The 19491-nt window shown below is 47.7% G+C and carries 17 protein-coding genes; 5 read left to right on the top strand and 12 right to left on the bottom strand.

The window, feature by feature from the left end; all coding sequences use genetic code 11:
- Positions 1 to 10 precede the first annotated feature (10 nt).
- Positions 11 to 571, top strand: a complete 561-nt coding sequence (locus tag DDY07_RS02860; RefSeq protein ID WP_171694736.1) for a Uma2 family endonuclease — start codon at positions 11 to 13, stop codon at positions 569 to 571.
- Here DDY07_RS02860 and sufD read toward each other — a convergent pair.
- The 5 genes from sufD to DDY07_RS02835 all read right to left on the bottom strand — a co-directional run bounded on the left by sufD (position 566) and on the right by DDY07_RS02835 (position 6325).
- Complete coding sequence (sufD, locus tag DDY07_RS02855; RefSeq protein ID WP_171694735.1) at positions 566 to 1855, bottom strand: Fe-S cluster assembly protein SufD; 1290 nt, start codon at positions 1853 to 1855, stop codon at positions 566 to 568. The two genes, DDY07_RS02860 and sufD, sit on opposite strands and share 6 nt — an antisense overlap.
- A complete protein-coding gene (gene sufC / locus DDY07_RS02850; protein ID WP_033157389.1) occupies positions 1852 to 2601 on the bottom strand; it encodes a Fe-S cluster assembly ATPase SufC in 750 nt (249 codons plus the stop codon). Before sufC ends, sufD begins: the two co-directional genes overlap by 4 nt.
- Positions 2602 to 3252: 651 nt before the next feature.
- Positions 3253 to 3903, bottom strand: a complete 651-nt coding sequence (locus DDY07_RS02845; protein WP_171694734.1) for a hypothetical protein — start codon at positions 3901 to 3903, stop codon at positions 3253 to 3255.
- Between the two features lie 509 nt (positions 3904 to 4412).
- Entirely contained in the window at positions 4413 to 5861 is a 1449-nt protein-coding gene (sufB, locus tag DDY07_RS02840) for a Fe-S cluster assembly protein SufB (RefSeq protein WP_171694733.1), read from the bottom strand.
- 14 nt (positions 5862 to 5875) lie between these two features.
- Positions 5876 to 6325: an SUF system Fe-S cluster assembly regulator gene (locus tag DDY07_RS02835; RefSeq protein ID WP_171694732.1), complete on the bottom strand. Its 450-nt coding sequence runs from the start codon at positions 6323 to 6325 to the stop codon at positions 5876 to 5878.
- 370 nt (positions 6326 to 6695) lie between these two features.
- Here DDY07_RS02835 and DDY07_RS02830 point away from each other — a divergent pair, with 370 nt between their 5' ends.
- From DDY07_RS02830 to DDY07_RS02815, 4 genes are all read left to right on the top strand, one after another.
- Entirely contained in the window at positions 6696 to 7325 is a 630-nt protein-coding gene (locus tag DDY07_RS02830) for a polysaccharide deacetylase family protein (protein ID WP_253734390.1), read from the top strand.
- A gap of 172 nt (positions 7326 to 7497) precedes the next feature.
- On the top strand, positions 7498 to 8457 hold the full coding sequence (locus DDY07_RS02825; protein WP_171694731.1) for a glycosyltransferase: 960 nt from the start codon (positions 7498 to 7500) through the stop codon (positions 8455 to 8457).
- A gap of 58 nt (positions 8458 to 8515) precedes the next feature.
- A complete protein-coding gene (locus DDY07_RS02820; protein WP_171694730.1) occupies positions 8516 to 9778 on the top strand; it encodes a putative O-glycosylation ligase, exosortase A system-associated in 1263 nt (420 codons plus the stop codon).
- Between the two features lie 36 nt (positions 9779 to 9814).
- Positions 9815 to 11890, top strand: coding sequence for a sulfatase (locus DDY07_RS02815; protein WP_171694729.1), 2076 nt, complete (start codon positions 9815 to 9817; stop codon positions 11888 to 11890).
- A 41-nt stretch (positions 11891 to 11931) separates the two neighbouring features.
- Here the strand turns inward: DDY07_RS02815 and DDY07_RS02810 are convergent, their stop codons facing one another.
- From DDY07_RS02810 to DDY07_RS02780, 7 genes are all read right to left on the bottom strand, one after another.
- A complete protein-coding gene (locus tag DDY07_RS02810) occupies positions 11932 to 13278 on the bottom strand; it encodes an IS5 family transposase (protein WP_171694728.1) in 1347 nt (448 codons plus the stop codon).
- Between the two features lie 191 nt (positions 13279 to 13469).
- Entirely contained in the window at positions 13470 to 14474 is a 1005-nt protein-coding gene (locus DDY07_RS02805; RefSeq protein ID WP_171694727.1) for an NAD-dependent epimerase, read from the bottom strand.
- A gap of 2 nt (positions 14475 to 14476) precedes the next feature.
- Positions 14477 to 15748 carry a Vi polysaccharide biosynthesis UDP-N-acetylglucosamine C-6 dehydrogenase TviB gene (tviB, locus tag DDY07_RS02800; RefSeq protein WP_171694726.1) on the bottom strand — a complete coding sequence of 424 codons (1272 nt, stop codon included), beginning with the start codon at positions 15746 to 15748 and terminating at the stop codon, positions 14477 to 14479.
- Positions 15749 to 15793: 45 nt separating this feature from the next.
- A complete protein-coding gene (locus DDY07_RS02795) occupies positions 15794 to 16399 on the bottom strand; it encodes a TetR/AcrR family transcriptional regulator (RefSeq protein ID WP_101051582.1) in 606 nt (201 codons plus the stop codon).
- A gap of 63 nt (positions 16400 to 16462) precedes the next feature.
- Complete coding sequence (gene pgsA, locus DDY07_RS02790; protein ID WP_033157381.1) at positions 16463 to 17023, bottom strand: CDP-diacylglycerol--glycerol-3-phosphate 3-phosphatidyltransferase; 561 nt, start codon at positions 17021 to 17023, stop codon at positions 16463 to 16465.
- The gene (uvrC, locus tag DDY07_RS02785) at positions 17013 to 18842 is read right to left on the bottom strand and encodes an excinuclease ABC subunit UvrC (protein ID WP_171697679.1); all 1830 of its coding nucleotides are present in this window, start codon (positions 18840 to 18842) and stop codon (positions 17013 to 17015) included. Before uvrC ends, pgsA begins: the two co-directional genes overlap by 11 nt.
- 1 nt (position 18843) lies before the next feature.
- The gene (locus DDY07_RS02780; protein ID WP_171694725.1) at positions 18844 to 19491 is read right to left on the bottom strand and encodes a uracil-DNA glycosylase; all 648 of its coding nucleotides are present in this window, start codon (positions 19489 to 19491) and stop codon (positions 18844 to 18846) included.

Genomic DNA, 19491 nt, shown 5'->3' with positions numbered 1-19491 from the left:
GGATAAAACTATGGTCGCCGTCTTTCCGCAAAAACACCTTACTGACATCGCCGAGTGGCACCGCATGGGGGAAGCCGGGATTTTCCCGCCGGAAGCTCGTATGGAACTCATCGAAGGAGAAATCTTACACATGGCGCCGATAGGATTTAATCATGCAGGACATGTTACCCGGTTAACTCGTTACTTCTTCCGTTTGTTGGATGACACCGTTTCGATTCGGTCTCAAAACCCCATCCAACTTGGCGATCTATCCGAACCCGAACCTGATTTAGTTTTGGTAAAGCCGGATACCGACGACTACACAACCCGCCACCCTAGCGCTGCCGACGTCTTGCTACTGGTTGAAGTCTCCGACAGTACCTTACGCTTCGACCGCACCCAAAAACTGCGCCTGTATGCCACCCACGGCATTACCGAATACTGGATCGTCAATCTGGTCGACGAGTGCCTGGAAGTGTATCGGCAACCGCAAGACGGTGACTATTTGGATAAATCGCTACTGACAAAAGCCGATAGTTTCAATCTCGTGGCGTTACCGGCGCTTCAGGTTTCGGTCGCGGCTATCTTATAAGCTGATCGCCGGAAACCGCACCAACAGTTGCTCCAACAGCAAGGCTTTCAACTCGGCGTTGTCGACCTTATCCACCATCTCGTTGGCAAACGCAAAGGTCAGAATGTTACGGGCCGCCTCTTCATCCAAGCCACGCGATTGCAGATAAAACACCGACTTTTCTTCCAACTGCCCTACCGTCACGCCGTGCGAACATTTCACATCGTCGGCATAAATCTCCAACTGCGGCTTGGTGTCCACTTCGGCATCCGCCGATAACAGCAGGTTGCGGTTGTTCATTTCCGAATCGGTACGCTGCGCATCTTCGGCCACGATCACCCGGCCTTGAAATACCCCCCGCGCGCGGTCATCCAACACGCCTTTATAAAACTCCCGGCTAATGCCGTGCGGTTTTAGGTGATTAATTCGAGTGTGGTTATCGATATGCTGGCGCTTGCCGGCCACAAATAGCCCGTTCAATGAACACTCCGCTGCGGTATCCAGATCACTATGAATATCGCTGCGCGCCAAAGCACTTCCCAAGGCAAAATTGTGATGATTGAAGCGACTATCCCGCGCCTGCTTCACATAGGTGCCACCAAAATGCTGAGCCTTTTCCGCTTCAAGCTGCACTTTGTACAGCACCAACCCCGCATTGCTGCCCAACAGACATTCGTTTACCGAGGCGGTGAAATAACTATCGATGCTGCCCACATAGGTTTCGATCACTTCCGCTTCGGCTTGCTCGTTGATCACCAGTAAATTACGGGTCGCCGCCAGCGCATCGGCGTGGGTCACCACGTGCAGAATCTGCAAGGGCTTGTCCAACTGCTGCTTGGCCTCCACTTCGATTACCACGCCGTCGGTAAACCAGGCATTATTGAAGGCCACCAAATTGTGTTCGGCGCTGGTCACAGCTTGACCCAATCGGCTTTCCAGCCATGCCGGGCGGTCTTGCAGGGCTTGTTTAAAACTGGAAACAGACACTTGGCCTGACAAATCTCGCAGCCGAGACAAGGACGCGGAAAATTGGCCATTAACCAACACCACACTGGCGGCATCCTCCAAACGGTATTGGTTCAACCAATCTTCATCGACCAGCTGATTGGCACTGGGTACAAACACGGTTTTATTCAGCGCCGACAGATTGGTATAACGCCACTCTTCCTCGCGATTGCCGGGAAAACCATTGACCGCGAAAGTCTGCAAGGCCTGATTTCTGAAACCTTGCAACCAAGGCAAATCCAGTCCCGGCAAACTCGCCGCCAAGCCGGAATATTCTGCTAAGTACGCCGCGCCGCTCATGCCGCTTGCCCTTCCAGCCAACTGTAACCGCGCTCTTCCAATTCCAGCGCCAGTTCTGGGCCACCGGATTTAACGATCTTACCATCTGCCAATACATGAACCACATCGGGCTTGATGTAATCCAACAAGCGTTGGTAATGGGTAATCATCAAAAACGAACGCTCGGCCGAACGTAGGGAGTTAACGCCCTCGGCGACGATACGCAGCGCGTCGATGTCCAAGCCCGAATCGGTCTCGTCGAGGATGCACAGCTTCGGTTCAAGCACTGCCGCCTGCAAAATCTCATTGCGCTTCTTCTCGCCGCCGGAAAAACCTTCGTTAACCGCGCGGTACAAGAATTTTTCGTCCATCTGCAATAGCTTGACCTTGCTTTTGACGATAGTCAGAAAATCCATTGCGTCCACTTCCGGCAGACCGTGATGCTTGCGCATCGCATTCAGCGCGGCCTTCAACAGATAAATGTTGCTGACGCCGGGGATTTCCACCGGGTATTGAAACGCTAGAAACACGCCTTCGCGGGCGCGGATTTCAGGGGCCATCTCCAGCAAATCTTTGCCGTTGTAGGTCACGCTGCCTTCGGTGACTTCGTAACCGGGCTTGCCGGACAATACGTGCGACAAGGTGCTTTTACCGGCACCGTTGGGGCCCATGATGGCGTGGACTTCGCCTGGGTTTATGTCCAGGGTTAGGCCTTTTAATATGGGTTTATCGTTAATGGTTACGTGGAGATTTTTGATGCTGAGCATACGTTTAGTCACCTAAGTTTTTTAAATATTTCCGAACCTTATCGTTCCCACGCTCCGGCGTGGGAACGCAGCCGTCGACGCTCCAGCGTCACCATTGGCTTGGCTAGGCTTTTAAACCCAGCACTTAAATCTTTGTTTTTGTGTCGCTATCGCGACGGTGTTTTAAAGTCGGGTCTCGGCCCGACAGCCGAGATACTTTCGCTACGAAAACCATCCTTGGTTTTCGCCCTGCGGGCCAGCCTATCGGCTGTTCAAATTCGTTCCAGACGAATTTGTGCATCGCCAAAAGAAAGTATCCAAAGAAAAGGCGACCCGAATACCGCTTGTTCCCTGCGCTCCGAAGCTTTTGAACGGGGTTGCCGAAAGGGGCTTCCTGCCCCTTCGGCAACGCGCCGCATCCATGCGGCGCCCCTACGGGCTAATCCGCTCAAAAGCTCCGGTGCTCGGCGCGGCATGCGGGAATAAAACCATCCCGCAAATTAAAGCTATAAATCGAAATAGTAGGTTCGATTAGCGAAGCGTAATCGGACGTATGTTTAAAATTGGATCTATTAGTTAAATACCTAAATAATTCTTGCCAAAACAGAAAAACCAACCCTTTATTAGAATTCATTCGTCCGATTACGCTTCGCTAATCGGACCTACGCGGGCTTAAATGTTTATGATTTTTGTTTTTAACCTATCGATATCCATATTATATTCAGAAATCTCTATTTCTATATTCCGTAACCTAAAAAACATCATTGAAAACTCTTCACCAATTTCCCTAAGTTCATTTAGGAGCGAATCACACTCAGCAGCTCGTTGTTCAGACTCTTCTATCTCTTTTTCAAATTGAGGGTCATCTGGAGAAATATTTCCAAGTCCTCCATACTTTTCGAGAAACATTAACCTATGCACAATCTGCGTATTATTAACCCCAGAAATAAGGATATCGAACATTCGATCATATTCAACTTGTAAAACGCTGATACGTTCTAAATTAATATTGATAAATTGAGTTAGTGCAGCTAGTTTTATATTCTTTTCTTGCGCATCAGTTGATTGTTGTAGCAACTGTCTTGTCTTTTCAAGCTCATCTTTCTGCAACTCATAAGTCTTACAAATCAAGTAAAAAGCAAATACAGCCACGATAGGACTGAGGATACCACCTATATAGCTCCCAAATGCTCCCCAAACTTGAGTATCTTTCGAAACTTGATCATTAAAGTTGATAAAATAGCTAGCAAAAACAAAGAAAAAAATTGCGTATATAACAATCATTTCTTTCGTTTTAAATACATTCGCTTCCGATTTTCGCATCTTTAACTCTTCACCTATTAGGCCCAATATTTATTTCAAATAGTGTTTATAGGATGAATTGAGCAACTCGTAGGATGTGCTGAACGCAGTGAAGCGCATCTGTCGCGAACGATGCACCTCCTATCGTCGGCACATCCTAAAAATTCTTTCAACATCAAAAACATCCAACTGCTTTAAATCCACGACGGGGTTGTTCCCGTTATTCCGCCCCGAGCATCGCAGCTTTTGGCGAGATCAGCCCGCAGGGGAGCGGCAGGGATGTCGCTCGTTTTCGGAGGGCCAGGGATGGCCCTTCCGAAAACCCTCGCCAAAAGCGAGAAGCGCAGGATTAAGGCGGAATTCCGGGTGGCCTTTTCTTTGGATACTTTCTTTTGGCCAAGCAAAAGAAAGTATCTCGGCTGTCGGGCCGAGACCCGACTTCAAAACAACCCGTCGCGACAGCGACACTTTAATGCTGATTCCGTTTATGGTTCGACAAGCTCACCACGAACGGAATCAACGAGACACCTCTAACCTACCGCCCCTTCCAAACTAATCCCCAACAACGCCTGCGCCTCCACCGCAAACTCCATCGGCAATTCCTTAAACACTTCCTTACAAAACCCATTCACAATCATTGATACGGCATCTTCCGCAGACAAACCGCGCTGCTGGCAGAAGAACAACTGGTCTTCGCTGATTTTGGAAGTGGTCGCCTCATGCTCGACCTGCGCAGTCGGTTGTTTCACTTCCACATAAGGAAACGTATGCGCGCCGCATTTATCACCAACGAGCAAGGAGTCACATTGGGTATGGTTGCGGGCGTTTTCGGCGGACTTGGCAACTTTAACCAAACCGCGATAGGTGTTTTGGGCCTTGCCAGCGGAAATACCTTTCGAGACGATGGTGCTGCGGGTGTTTTTGCCGATATGGATCATCTTGGTACCGGTATCGGCCTGTTGCAGGTTGTTGGTCAAGGCCACCGAGTAAAACTCGCCAACCGAATCGTCGCCCAGCAACACGCAGCTTGGATACTTCCAGGTAATCGCCGAGCCGGTTTCCACTTGGGTCCAGGACACTTTGGAGTTATGCCCGCGACATTCGGCGCGCTTGGTGACGAAGTTGTAGATACCGCCTTTGCCGTCTTTGTCGCCCGGATACCAGTTTTGCACGGTGGAATATTTGATCTGGGCGTTGTCCAAAGCCACCAACTCAACCACTGCGGCATGCAACTGGTTTTCGTCGCGCATCGGTGCCGTGCAGCCTTCCAGATAAGAAACGTGCGAACCTTCGTCGGCGATGATCAAGGTCCGTTCGAACTGGCCGGTGTTGGCGGCGTTGATTCTGAAGTAAGTGGACAATTCCATCGGGCAACGTACGCCTTTGGGGATATAAACGAAGGAACCGTCGGTAAATACCGCTGAATTCAAGGCGGCGAAAAAATTGTCGCCGGTCGGCACTACGCTACCGAGATATTGCTTCACCAAATCCGGATGTTCGTGCAGGGCTTCGGAAATCGGGCAGAAAATCACACCGGCGTCTTTCAATTTGCCTTTGAAGGTAGTAGCTACCGACACACTGTCGAATACTGCATCCACTGCAATCCCAGCCAGTCGCTCTTGCTCGTCGAGCGGGATGCCGAGTTTTTTATAAGTATCCAGCAACTCCGGATCGACCTCATCCAGGCTTTTAGGGCCGGCTTTTTTTGATTTGGGCGCGGAGTAATAGCTGATTGCTTGATAATCGATAGGATCGATCTTGAGTTGCGCCCAGTCTGGCGACGGCATGGTCTGCCAATGTCGAAAGGCTTTCAGCCGATATTCCAACATGAACTCCGGCTCGTTTTTGACCTGGGACAGCCGGCGAATCACGTCTTCGTCCAAGCCCGGCGGAAAGGTATCGACTTCCAGTTCGGTCACAAAACCTTGTTTGTATTCCTGACTGATGAGATGTTCAATTTCTTGTGCGCTGGTAGACATAATCTTTTTGGTAATTAGCGAAACAACTGGTTAACCGGAATCAAGACTTCGTCCGGCTGTTTAAACGGCATAATCAGGTCGGCTAAAGTGACCGACTCGAGCGCGTTGGCTATTTTTTGGTTGATCAAATGCCAATTGCCTTGTATCCGGCAACCGCTGGCTTGATCGCAACCCTTGTGCGATGCCGTGCACTCGGTCAGCGCAATCGGCCCTTCCAAAGCACTAATCACGGTTGCCACCGTAATTCGGCTCGGCTCTCTAGCCAACGCATAACCGCCCTTGGCACCCCGCATGGAACTCAACACGCCGGCCTTGAGCAATATTTTTAATATTTTGCTGACTGTAGGCTGCGCGATGCCCGTCGCTTCTGCGATCTCCAGGGCACCGTGCACGCGACTCGTATCTCTGGCCATATAGCTCAAGATAACCGTGGCATAGTCCGTCAACTTACTCAGCCTTAACATTACACTCTCTTTTCATTTAGGACTATTTTAGTCTTATTTAAATCCTGAGTAAATAGCTTGGTTATTAAAAATCTTACTTTCGCATGGACACCTTATTTTGGGTTTTCGTGCACTGCGCTATCTGGCTTAGCATCCCGGAAAAACAGCCTGAGATAACTTTTCCCTGAAAATCTTGGTTTTTTGCAATACACTTATTTTTAAGGAACGAAACATAAGCCATTTGATAAAAGCCATGTCCCAAACTCGCAGCCCTATTGTTTTGATGTATCACGGTACGCCCGACGCTCAACCCGAGTCGCATTACTCGATAAGCGCGGACTTGTTTGCGAAGCATTTGCGGTATCTACAGCAAGAAGGTTGGACAACGGTTTTGTTCAAAGACTTGCAAAGTGCCAAATCGCTACCTGAAAAAAGTGTGGTCATTACTTTTGATGATGGCTACGAAGACAACTATTCGGGGGCTTTTTTGCCTCTGATGGCGCTTGGGATGAAGGCCACATGGTTTATCGCTACCGATTGCATCGGCGGTCATGCCCATTGGCTAGGCAAACCATCTACTCAGACACGGATGCTAACGGCGGAACGCTTGCTTGAAATGCATACAGCCGGAATGGAAATTGCCTCGCACACCTGCTCGCATCCAGACCTATCCGTGCTCAGCACTGACCAACAACAATTCGAACTTTCAAAAGCCAAAACCGTTCTTGAAGATTTATTGTCAACCCAAGTAAGCAGCCTGGCTTATCCTTTTGGCAGATTCAACTCTGATTCAATCACCCTAGCCGAACAAACAGGCTATAGCATGGCTTGCACCACCCGTCCCGGCTGGTTCGATAGCGAACCAAACCCTTACCTAGTTAGGCGTATTGCCATATTCTCCGGCGACAGTGCCAGTACACTAGCTCGCAAATTAAGCTTTGCGGACAACGACGTATCGTGGAAAAAGATGACTCGCTACTATGCGAACCGTGTTTGGGATAAACTGCGTCATACGAGTTGATGGCTAATACCAATGCAGCGTTTAGCGTCGCTATGAACCAACAGCGATAAACAGCGCCGAAATTCGTCCCCACCAGAATTCAATACTTTTACGCCGAGCCGAAAACCTAAAACCCTAAGAACATGACTTTGCCCGGCAACTCTTTACCACTCCCTGCATTTAGATATCGAAAATGAGCCTGGAAAAAGCCTCTAAAAAGCTCACATTCGCTTTTTGCACTTACAACCGAGCGGAAAGACTGGAGAACCTGGTCTTTGCCATGCGCGCACAATCTTGTCCGATTCCATTTGAAATTCTTGCTGTCAACAATAACAGTAGCGACGCGACAAGCGAGGTATTGAAACAACTTCAGCAACTACCCGGCCCGACGCTCCGCTGGGTGCACGAGCCCAACCAAGGCATAGTCGCAGCGCGCAACAGAGCCATACAAGAGGCAATCAATTCCGACATTCTGGTGTTTATCGACGACGATGAACTACCTTTAACCGGACTTTTAGAAACCGTTACACACGCATACCTCAGCGAAGGCGCCGAATGTGTTGGCGGACGAATCGATATAGACTTTACGCACCATAAGCGTCCGGAATGGCTTGACGACGAATTGTTGGGATTTCTAGGTGCGCTAGATCACGGCAAACAAGCTTTCTGGATAGAAGACAGCACCACACCGGTTTGGGCCGGCAACATTGCATACGACATGGCGATATTCCGAAACGATCCGGCATTGCGCTTTGATAGCAGGTATGACCGCAAAGGTAAAACCATAGGAGGAGGCGAAGATGTGATGATGTTTAATGTGCTGCTCCAGCAAAAGCGCCGAATACGTTACCGCCCGGACATGGCAATACTTCACGCCGTCGAACCCTGGCGACTGCGGCGGCGCTACTTTTTAGATGTTCATTTTCTGGCCGGCTATCGCGGAGCGATTAATGACTTTCCGGTCTACCATCGCACCTACCTGGGCATACCGCCATTCTTAATCTCGCAAATTGTCCGCCAAACTTGGCAATGGCTTGCCTTGGCATTTACCGCAAAACATAGCCTGCGCCAGGCAATGAATGTCAGCTACTCTCTCGGACAAATATGTGGCTGTTTTTCACGTTGGAAAAACAAATTATTAATAAATAATTAAATTAATCTGTCCATTAAAAGCTTAGTTAAATGCATTAAAACCTACTAAATTAAACTCCGTGCGCGACATAGTTGTTCTTATTTTTCTGATATGCTGCATAGTTGCCGCATTAAAAAAACCATGGTGGGGGGTGCTATCATTAGCAATATTCAGCTACTTGAATCCGCACGCCTATGCCTGGGGAGCGGTACGTTCGCTACCGGTATACTATGTGTTATTTTTGGTAGTTGTTGTCAGCACGTTCAACACCAAAGATAAACAGCCCATCCCTAAAGATTGGCGAATTTCAGTTTTTATAACACTTTGGTTCTATTTTATATTTACCACAACCCAATCGCCTTTACAGGATATTGCCTGGGAAAAATTTTTGTTCGTCTCTAAGGTATTTGTGCCATTCTATTTCACATGGGTACTCATCAATACCAGAGAAAAACTCTATTATTTGATTTCCACCATAGGCGCCTCTATCGGCCTTGTTGCAGTTAAAGGTGGTATATTTGCCATCCTAACCGGCTTTGGTCACCGCGTATACGGCCCCCCCAATACGCAATTCGAAGACAACAATTTATTTGCCGTTGCGATGTTGATTGCAGTGCCATTGCTACTAGTATGGGAAAAAGAAGTACGGAAGAGCTGGCTTAAAAAAGGAATATTGCTATCCATTCCTATCATTTATGCCGCTTCATTATCATCATGGTCGCGAGGGGCATTACTTACCATGATCGCTCTGACGTTTACGCTGATCTCAAACAGCAAACGTAAATACTTGATGATACCCCTGGTAATCGGCGGTACATTTTTTGTAATCCCCTATTTGCCTGAAGAATGGTTCGGACGCATGCACACTCTGGAAACCTATGAGGAGGACGCATCCGCCATGTCACGTATCGAAGCATGGACAGATGGCTGGAATCATGCACTGAGCCACCCGTTTACCGGGGCGGGATTCGATGGGTGGATACATGTCACGATGCGTGATTGGCACAGTTCTTACGTAGAAATGCTTGCTGAGCATGGCTTTATTGCATTCGGATTATGGATTTCGCTGATACTGGGTAGCGTTCTTGGCTTAACCCGTTTATCAAGTCAAGCGAAACGAGTAGATGGCATGGAATGGGTACGCCATTACAGCCTAATGGTCAGAACCTCGATCATTTGCTATATGGTTGGCACCGCTTTCCTCGGCTTATCCTACTGGGATTTGATTTATCATTTAGTATTTATATCGATGTTAATTAAAAAATTCGCATTGCAAGAGTTTTCGGAAAAAGCACGCATAAATGAACAGCAGTACAAAAAAAATCGAAATATAATAATTTAGCCACCAATCATACTCATCCAATCGAATAAAATAGAGATGGAAAAAATACTGGTGTCCCTCTACTGCTCATCTGCTGCCGCACTGCTGTTTACTATTACATTAATAATACTTACCTTACACAACTATTCTCGTACCGGACCCGGCATCCAAAAAGAAATAGAAAAAAAATTTGGGTATTATGTAGTTTTCGCCCTAACCAGGTTAGCCGCTTGGTTATTTGTCATATTTTTTCTGACATCCTTACCCGGTTCTATTGCAGCTTATTCACTATCAAAGCTTACTGCATTGATAGAATTTAATTTCATCACAGGCTTAAGCTGCTGCTTAATATCAACCACGCTAGTTACTACCTACTTTTTTTTACACCAACTTCTTTACACACCAGGCACCATTCAATTATCTTTCCAGTATAGATTTTCCAGATTATTTGTTATATGGAAGATATTATCTCCGAAAATAATAAGTGGCATAAAGTTTTCATTAACTTCATTACTGTCTGGAACATCGGTAATCGCTCTATTTTTAGCTATCGAAGAAAATAATACGCTGCTAGTGCTCTATATACTAGCTTTGGCTGGTTTATATGCTTACATCTATTACGCAACGATAGTTACCGAACCAGCTATCGCTAAAGCATCGTCTCAAACAAAACCCAATGTGATTATGATAGGTTCCGATACATTGCGCCATGACAGACTAGGCGGCAGCAACTATCACAGAAACCTTACCCCCAACATTGATAAATTAAGCGCGAATGGCTTACGACTCGATAAATGCATAACTCCTGTCGCCAGAACCGCACCAAGTATTGCGTCCCTATTTACCGGATTATGGCCGCATAACCATAAAATTCGCGATAATTACCCATCCTTGGCAGACTGTAAACTACCGCAACCGTCTTTAATCGACATATTAAACGAACAGGGTTACTTGACTGCATGCATCTCCGATTGGTGCGGAGCCGATTTCGCAAAATTAAGTTTTAACTTCAAGGAAATCTCGGTCGCTGAAGATCAATGGAATATCAAACTACTACTAAGACAAGGTCCGTCTTTAATCCGAAACGTATTATCGCTTTTCACCAATAACACATTAGGAAAACGCTTCTTACCCGAGTTCTATTATCTGGCCGGCGTACCCTTGATCCGAAGCTTAAGTCGCGAATGCCGCCAATTAATTGCCCATTCGGCGAAAAACTCGCAGCCTTTTTTTATTAATTTGTTCACTTCGGCCACGCACGTCCCTTTCAATTCGGAGTATCCCTATTACAACTTATTTACCCCAAAAGACTATAAGGGTGAATCACGGTTTATTATGACCAGACTCGCCTCGGCGGAAGAAATTATCAAAAAACAGGAAAAAACCTCGGAGTTTTTCGACATCCCGCAAATTATTAATTTATATGACAGCTGCGTCAAACAATTCGACGATGAAGTGGGGAAAATAATAGATTATATTGAAAAGTCTGATTTATCCGATAATACCATCGTCATCATATATAGCGATCATGGTGCGGATTTTTTTGAAACGGGATGCTGGGGCCAGGGCAATACCTTGGTAGGAAACGACCCCAGCGGCAGAATTCCATTGGTGATGAAGGGCCCAGGAGTGCCTGGTGGCGTAAACTTTAAGCCGACCACCCGCTCCATTGACGTCATGCCAACTTTGTTAGATTTGTTGAATATACCTATTCCAACAACGCTCGACGGTGTTAATTTGATTCCTTATGTGAAAGCACAGACATCACCGGAGCTTTTTGCTTTTCAAGAAACAGGGATTTGGCTAGGAAAGATACCTGGCTTACATCCTGAACAAATTTTATATCCCAACATTGTTGAATTACTGGATATTCCTGATAAAAAATCCGGCACACTGGTAGTCAACGAAAAACATTATCCCACGGTTATCCGCGCGAAAAGCCGGTCCGTACAGAATGAAAAGTGGAAACTAATATATATAGCGACTTATACAAAACCTGTGTATCAGCTATACGACTTAGAAAACGACCCATATCGGGATGTAATAGAGTCTCATCCCGATATATTTGCGGAGCTTAAAAAGCTATTGGATAGCCACATCGAGAGTGACCCTTTATTTGAATCTGCTAATTAGTCGTCCCTGAAAAAACCGAAGTTTTTCATGAGCGACGCCCCTCATGCGAACGATAAAATTTGCGCTGCTGAAAATGCGCCCCAAAGCCGAGACAGCAGCTGCCAAATATGGGGCCAAAAAATCCTCAACCGCCTGAGGATCATGCGGATGTTGTGGCCGGCACCGCACAGGATGGTATGCAACGCATCGCCCAGTTCGCCTTTCAGGTAGTTGCGCCCCAATAATCCGTCGTTCTTCAGGTGGCCGATGATCGGTTCGATGGCGTTGCGGCGTTTGAGTGCGCGTTTGAGTCGTCGTGTATCCACGCCGCGTTTTTGCCGGGCTTTGTAAATCGTGACCCCGGGTACCTCGACACCCCGATAACCCAAGTCCACAAACGCTTCTTTGGCGCGGGTACCGCTCAGTATTTCCGCCTGTTCCAGACAGGATTCCAAGGTGCGTCCATCATAAGGATTGCCGGGAAAGCTGCGAGCGCCGAGCACGAAATTGCTTTTGTTGGTGACGGTGATGCCCACTTTGACGCCGAATTCATACTTCTTGTGGACTTTGCCTTTGGCAATGCATTCCACTTCCGGGGCATGAAAGCTGTACAGCTTGTTTTTATCCTGGGGTTGCTGATTCAAAATCCGTTGGGTTTTCGCCAGCGTCTCTTTGAACGCCCCTTTGACGGCGTCGGATTGATTGTCCAGTTGACGCTCAATATCTCGATACACCCGGCCCACCAGGGTTTTCAATTGTTTGAGCATTTTGCGTTTCCGCTTCATTTGCTTGGCATGATGGTAGCGGTTTGCCAATAGCAATAAATACGGGGCCTTGCGGTTGTAATTTTGCCGCAACGGAATTTCATGTTGCTCGGCTAAACGCACCAGGTGTTGGCGGCAGCGTTCATACAGTTTTCCATCCGTCGGATACGTGATGGCTTTCTCCTGGACGGTGCTATCCACTGTCACCGATTCAAAGTCCTGCTTATTTACGGTCTTGCTATTTACGCCAGCCTGGATCGTCACTGATAACATCCATTCACAGCCTGCTTCGCCAATTCGCTTCCGCCAATACGTCAGCGAGGTGGGATGACAGGGTGTCTGATGCTGGAAGTACTCTGCGCCGCAAAAATATTGCCAATAGGGATTTTCCAGCCACTGTGCCACGACCGCTTCGTCGGAGCGTGCAAACACATGTTTGAGGTAATGGAGACCGGCAATCAGTCGCGTGGGCAAGGCAGGAGCACCTTGCTTTTCGGTAAAAAACTCACCGAACGCATCATCCAGTACTTTCCAATCAATCAGGTTAGCCAGTTGGTAAAGTTCATGCCTCGGGTTTAACAGATCGGCCAGAGGTGTGTTGAATAAATCGATTTGGCCACTCGTTTCTTGGGATTTTGGCTTCATTTTCGATAAAAATTTGCAAGAAATTAATAGCTATTTTACCGATTTCTTGCAATTATTACCCGGCTTTTTTATTAAATCTTTATTGTAATTCAATGCGTTAGCGTTTATTTTATGGCTTTTCAGGGACGACTAATTAAAATACAAAGCTGTTGCACAGTTTAAAACTGCGCAATCGGGGTATCAAAAATTATTCACTGATAATACTGAAGATACCAAGCAACAAACCGTTCAATCCCCTGCTCGATAGTCGTGTTTGGTTTATAACCAACATCCGCTACCAAGGCCTCTACATCGGCGAACGTATCCGGGACATCACCAGGCTGCAAGGGCAATAAATTTTTCTCGGCAGTTTTACCGAGAAAACGCTCCAAGGTTTCGATATAAGACAGCAGTTCTACCGGATTCTGGTTACCAATGTTATAAACCCGCCAAGGTGCTCTACTGGTGCCTGGATCGGGTTTTTCTCCACTCCAGTCCGGATTCGGCGAAGCGTTATGATCCATGGTCCGAATCACGCCCTCAACGATGTCGTCTATATAAGTGAAATCGCGGCGGTGCTTACCGTAGTTGAATACATTGATTTTCTCGCCATTCAAAATCGCTTTGGTAAATAAAAACAACGCCATGTCTGGGCGACCCCACGGCCCATACACAGTAAAAAAGCGCAAACCTGTGGTAGGCAATTGATACAAGTTGCTGTAGGTGTGCGCCATCAGCTCATTGGCTTTTTTTGACGCGGCGTACAAGCTCAAGGGATGATCGACATTGTCATGCACGGAGAACGGCATGGATTCGTTGGCACCGTAAACCGAACTGCTTGAGGCATATACCAAGTGCTCCACCTGATTATGCCGGCAACCCTCCAAGATATTGATGAAACCGACAATATTACTATCGATATAGGCATGCGGATTCTCGATGGAATAGCGCACACCGGCCTGAGCCGCCAGATTAACCACTTTTTGCGGCTGGTGCTTTTTGAATAGTGCATCCATACCGGCTCTATCGGCAATATCCAGCCTGACATCGGTATAGCCGGCAAAATCCTTGATCCGATCCAAGCGACTCAATTTCAGGTTAACATCGTAATAGTCGTTGAGATTATCGACACCAATAACTTCGTCACCACGCTCCAACAATCTGAGCGCCAAATGATTGCCTATAAAACCGGCCATGCCGGTCACCAGAATCTTCATTCTTAAAGCCTTGCGTCTGTTTGATCCGTAGGAAACAAGTATTTCAGGTCATACACAATGGCTTGCGGCGTACCTAAAGCTCTGACGTCTGAAATCGCCATTTTTCTGAACTCGTCATGGGCCACAGCCAGAATAATCGCGTCGTATTTTCCTGCTACCGGTTTAGCGACCGGCGTTATACCGTATTCGTGTTTCGCTTCCTCAGCATTAACCCAGGGGTCGTAGACCTCGACATTGACGCCATAAGTCTTCAATTCGGCAATGATGTCTACCACCCGAGTGTTACGAATGTCCGGACAGTTTTCTTTAAAGGTCAAGCCCATGATCAACACATTAGCTTCCTGGACATGCACACGCTTCTTCAGCATCAGCTTTACTAATTGCGACACGACGTATACCCCCATGCCATCGTTGATTCGACGGCCGGAAAGTATCACTTCCGGGTTGTAGCCGATAGCTTGAGCTTTATGGGTTAAGTAGTAAGGATCCACACCGATACAGTGCCCACCGACCAAACCTGGGCGAAACGGCAGGAAATTCCATTTAGTCCCCGCTGCCAGCAATACTTCTTCAGTATCTATTCCGAGTTTGTTAAAGATCAAAGCCAATTCGTTGATTAAAGCGATGTTGACGTCGCGCTGAGTGTTTTCAATGACCTTTGCAGCCTCGGCGACCTTGATACTGCTGGCTTTGTGCGTGCCCGCAGTAATGATGCTTTTATATAAAGCATCTACTTTTTCGGCTATTTCAGGCGTAGAGCCCGAAGTAACCTTCAGAATATTGGTGACACGGTGTTGTTTATCGCCGGGATTAATGCGCTCAGGGCTATAACCGACATAAAAATCCCGGTTAAACGTTAAACCCGACACTTTCTGCAGAATCGGTACGCACACCTCTTCGGTTGCGCCGGGGTAAACAGTGGATTCGTAAATGACGATATCGCCGGACTTTATTACCTTACCCAACAAATCGCTGGCTTTTTGCAGCGGCGTCAAATCAGGTTGTTTATGTTCGTTGATTGGCGTGGGGACTGTGACTATATAAACCGAACAATCGGCTATATCTTGTAAATCTGCGCTGTAAGTCAGTAACTTGGCGTCGGCGAGTTCTTCTTCACTAACCTCCAGAGTATGGTCGCGACCTGCGCGTAATTCCTGAATTCGATGCTGGTTAATATCGAAACCTACGGTTTGATATTTTCGTCCAAACTCGACAGCTAGCGGCAACCCCACGTACCCAAGCCCAATCATACCGATTTTAATGTTATCTAACATCTAGTAAATCCTCCTCCGCCCCGCTCTGAGTTTTAATGACTTGAATTACTTTTTAACTATACAGCCCCATGCCGTCAGCCAAGCTTGTGCCTGATAGCTTTCCGCCGTTTTCGGCAAGTTGCCGCTCAACACCATCGCCAAGGTATGATTGATAATGCCGAAGAAATAAGTGTAGGCCAATAAGGGATCCAGTGCCTTCATCTCGCCGTCTTTGACGCCATTCTGAAAAATCCGTTTTATTTTAATAAACGCGGGCGTTTCCAGCAGGGGCTTAGGTTCCGCCAAAAATTCTTCGCTTTTAACAAATAACAAGAACTCGACGATTTCCGGAGCGTCATCGGTTAATTTGAAGAGTAAATCGACTATTTCCCGCAATTGTTCGGCAGCTTTGCGATTACGGCGGCGAATATCATCAATCGATATGCTCAGGCTATCCAGAATATTTTCGTACAAGGTTTGCGCGATGGCTTGCTTGGTTTTGAAATACTGACTAATGCCGGTACTGGTTGTTATACCCGCCGCATCTTTAATATCGGTTAATGAGGTATTGAAATATCCCTTCTTGGCAAACAGCTTTAAAGCAGCCTGCAACACTTCATCCTGACTGATGGTTTTATTCGGTTTATTTTCTAATTCTAATTCTTGTTCCATGCTCTTATATACAGCTTTACCTGCTGTTTACTCTCTGTTGTGGCAGTATCGATACTGCTTTTATTATTCGTTGATGGTGGAGAACGCCGCGACAAGGTAATTAACCATAGACCATAAGGTTAAAATCGCCGACAAGTATAACAACCAGTAACCCATGGTATTGATAGGCAGGCCTAATAAATCATCCCTATAAAGCAACAAACTGACTGCCGTCATTTGCGCCGTGGTTTTCCATTTTCCCAATTGCGAAACCTTGACTTTGGCACGCTGACCAATCTCAGCCATCCATTCTCTCAGCGACGCAATCGCAATTTCCCTACCGATAATGATAGCCGCCGGCACCGCTAGATAAGGATTGCCTTGAGCCTGCACCACCAATACCAGAACAAACGCCACCATCAATTTATCGGCCACCGGATCCAGGAATGCACCAAAAGCGGTTTGCATATTCATTTTTCTGGCCAGATAACCATCAAGCCAATCGGTGAAACCGGCAACCAGAAAAATTGCGGTACAGGCCAGATTGGAATATTGCCACGGCAAATAAAACACGATGGCCAACAAGGGAATCAGGGCGATCCGCAACAGGGTTAAATAGGTCGGAATGGTAAATCTAATGGCCATCTTGATGGTGAAATGTATCGTAAATTCGCTGCGCTAATTGTCGGCTAATGCCATCTATACTGGCTAAAGCATCCACACCCGCGCTGGACACACCCTGTAACCCGCCAAACTGTTTCAGCAAAACCTGTCGTCTTTTCGGCCCCAGTCCGGCAATATCTTCCAGTACCGATTGTTTGTTAACCTTACCGCGTCGCTGCCTGTGTCCCGTAATCGCGAAACGATGCGCTTCATCGCGAATCTGTTGAATCAATAGCAAGGCGGAAGCCCCCGGCGTCACATCCAAGGGCTGCCGATTACCGACCAGAATGATTTTCTCCATGCCGGCTTTGCGATCAGGACCTTTAGCAACACCGACTATCATAACATCGTTTATCTCCAATTCAGCCAAAGCCTTTTCCGCCTCAGCGACTTGGCCTTTGCCGCCGTCTATTAAAAGGATGTCCGGCGCAGGATGCTCGCCATTCTTCAAGCGGCTGAAGCGCCTAAAAACCGCCTGATGAATCGCCGCATAGTCATCGCCTGCGGTAATGCCATCGATATTGAAGCGCCGATAATCGGATTTCACTGGCCCTTCTCTGTCAAACACCACGCAAGACGCCACGGTCTGCTCGCCTTGGGTATGACTAATATCGAAGCACTCCAGACGAGTGGGCGTGGTATCGCAGCCCAGTTCCTGCTGCAAACTGACAAAGCGCCCTTGTAAGCCCTGCTGATCAGCCAGCCTAGCGTTAAGCGCACTGTCGGCGTTTGTTATGGCCATTTGCAACCACTTCATCCGCTCGCCGCGCACATTATTGGCAATCGCTACCGCATGCTTGGCCTGCTCGGCCAATACTTCGGCCACCAAAGCAGCTTCGGGCAAGGCATGACTGACGATCAATTCGTGAGGTACGGTTTTGTCCAAATAATATTGGGCGATGAAAGCCTGCAAGATTTCCTCGGGCTGATTTTCATCGTCGACTTTCGGAAAAAACTGTCGGTTGCCCAAATGTTGACCGTTGCGGATAAAAAATACCTGCACACAGGCCACACCATTTTTAGCCGCGCACGCCAAAATATCCACATCGCCTTTTTCCCCTTCCACACAATGTTTTTCCAATACAGCGCGCAAGCGGGCGATTTGATCACGATAGGCTGCGGCTTGCTCGAACTCCAACTGCGCGGCCGCGGCTTCCATCTTCACTACCAACCGATCAATTAATAAGCCACCCTGTCCCTCCAAAAATAGAATCGTATTTTCCACATCGGTGGCATACTGCTCTTTACTGACCAGCCCCACACAAGGCGCGGTACAGCGCTCGATCTGATGTTGTAGGCAAGGTCGAGAGCGAGCACTGTAATAGGAATCTTCGCATTGCCGCACCGGGAAAATTTTTTGCAATAACTTCAAGGTTTCCTTCACCGCACTGGCGCTGGGATAAGGCCCGAAATACCTGCCCCGCCGCTTCTTGGCGCCGCGATGAAAAGTTAGCTGCGGAAAATCGTGGAAACTAGAGATGAACACATAGGGATAGGACTTATCATCGCGCAAGCTGATGTTGTAGCGCGGCTTGTGGCGTTTAATCTGCTGGCTTTCCAGCAGTAAGGCTTCACCCTCCGTGTGGGTCACGGTTACCTCTATACCGGCGACCTTGGCTACCATGGCCTGCTGTTTAGGCGAAGCATTTTGACTTCTGAAATAGCTGGAAACCCGATTTTTCAGATTCTTGGCTTTGCCGATATAAATGATCTCGCCTTTCTCGTCCAACATCTTGTAAATGCCGGGACGCTGAGTTAGCGTCTTCAAAAAGGCTTTGGCGTCAAATTCGCCCGGTTGCATTTCAGTCACCGGCAGATAGCAAGTTTTGAATGCTTACAAACACCGCCGCCAGCATCTCCATGCTCAGGCGCTTGGTCTGCACGTTATAGCGACTGCAATGGTAAGAACTGACCAGCGTGTTGCCGTCCGGCAATTCAAAACTTACATGATGAGCAAACTTAGCCGCACTAGTCTTCAACCCATATGCTCGCAATACCGCCTGATGGGCGATATTACCCAAAGCCAAAATCACCGAATGTTTCGGTAGAGTTTTAATTTCGGCCGCCAGATAAGGATTGCATTGTTTAATTTCATCGCCGGTGGGTTTGTTTTGCGGCGGCAAACATTTCACGGCGTTGGTAATCCGACAATTGCTGAGCTGCAAACCATCGGCCAAATTCGTCGATGCCAATTGATTGCTATAACCAAAATCATACAAAGCCTGATACAGCAACAGACCGGCATAGTCGCCGGTAAACGGTCTGCCGGTGGCGTTCGCGCCGTGCATACCCGGTGCCAAGCCAACAACCAGCAAGTGCGCTTGCGGATCGCCGAACGGTGCCACCGGCAAGGCGTGATAAGCAGGATATTTCGCCTTCACTTCACAGAGAAATTCGCTTAACCGCGGGCATGCTCGGCAGTCTTGCTTGAAATAGGATGAATAAGTCAT

The sequence above is a fragment of the Methylomonas sp. ZR1 genome, from assembly GCF_013141865.1.
Classification (GTDB): Bacteria; Pseudomonadota; Gammaproteobacteria; order Methylococcales; family Methylomonadaceae; genus Methylomonas.
The sequence above is the reverse complement of the archived record's forward strand: the minus strand, read 5'-3'. Positions and strand labels throughout refer to the sequence as shown.

Excerpts from the sequence above, each read along its gene's own strand:
- DDY07_RS02860 (WP_171694736.1), top strand. The coding sequence starts at position 11 with ATGGTCGCCGTCTTTCCGCAAAAACACCTTACTGACATCGCCGAGTGG.
- DDY07_RS02805 (WP_171694727.1), bottom strand. The coding sequence starts at position 14,474 with ATGAAGATTCTGGTGACCGGCATGGCCGGTTTTATAGGCAATCATTTG.
- uvrC (WP_171697679.1), bottom strand. The coding sequence starts at position 18,842 with ATGCAACCGGGCGAATTTGACGCCAAAGCCTTTTTGAAGACGCTAACT.
- sufC (WP_033157389.1), bottom strand. The coding sequence starts at position 2,601 with ATGCTCAGCATCAAAAATCTCCACGTAACCATTAACGATAAACCCATA.
- DDY07_RS02825 (WP_171694731.1), top strand. The coding sequence starts at position 7,498 with ATGAGCCTGGAAAAAGCCTCTAAAAAGCTCACATTCGCTTTTTGCACT.
- sufB (WP_171694733.1), bottom strand. The coding sequence starts at position 5,861 with ATGTCTACCAGCGCACAAGAAATTGAACATCTCATCAGTCAGGAATAC.
- tviB (WP_171694726.1), bottom strand. The coding sequence starts at position 15,748 with ATGTTAGATAACATTAAAATCGGTATGATTGGGCTTGGGTACGTGGGG.
- DDY07_RS02795 (WP_101051582.1), bottom strand. The coding sequence starts at position 16,399 with ATGGAACAAGAATTAGAATTAGAAAATAAACCGAATAAAACCATCAGT.
- pgsA (WP_033157381.1), bottom strand. The coding sequence starts at position 17,023 with ATGGCCATTAGATTTACCATTCCGACCTATTTAACCCTGTTGCGGATC.
- DDY07_RS02780 (WP_171694725.1), bottom strand. The coding sequence starts at position 19,491 with ATGACTTATTCATCCTATTTCAAGCAAGACTGCCGAGCATGCCCGCGG.
- DDY07_RS02845 (WP_171694734.1), bottom strand. The coding sequence starts at position 3,903 with ATGCGAAAATCGGAAGCGAATGTATTTAAAACGAAAGAAATGATTGTT.
- DDY07_RS02835 (WP_171694732.1), bottom strand. The coding sequence starts at position 6,325 with ATGTTAAGGCTGAGTAAGTTGACGGACTATGCCACGGTTATCTTGAGC.
- DDY07_RS02815 (WP_171694729.1), top strand. The coding sequence starts at position 9,815 with ATGGAAAAAATACTGGTGTCCCTCTACTGCTCATCTGCTGCCGCACTG.
- DDY07_RS02810 (WP_171694728.1), bottom strand. The coding sequence starts at position 13,278 with ATGAAGCCAAAATCCCAAGAAACGAGTGGCCAAATCGATTTATTCAAC.
- sufD (WP_171694735.1), bottom strand. The coding sequence starts at position 1,855 with ATGAGCGGCGCGGCGTACTTAGCAGAATATTCCGGCTTGGCGGCGAGT.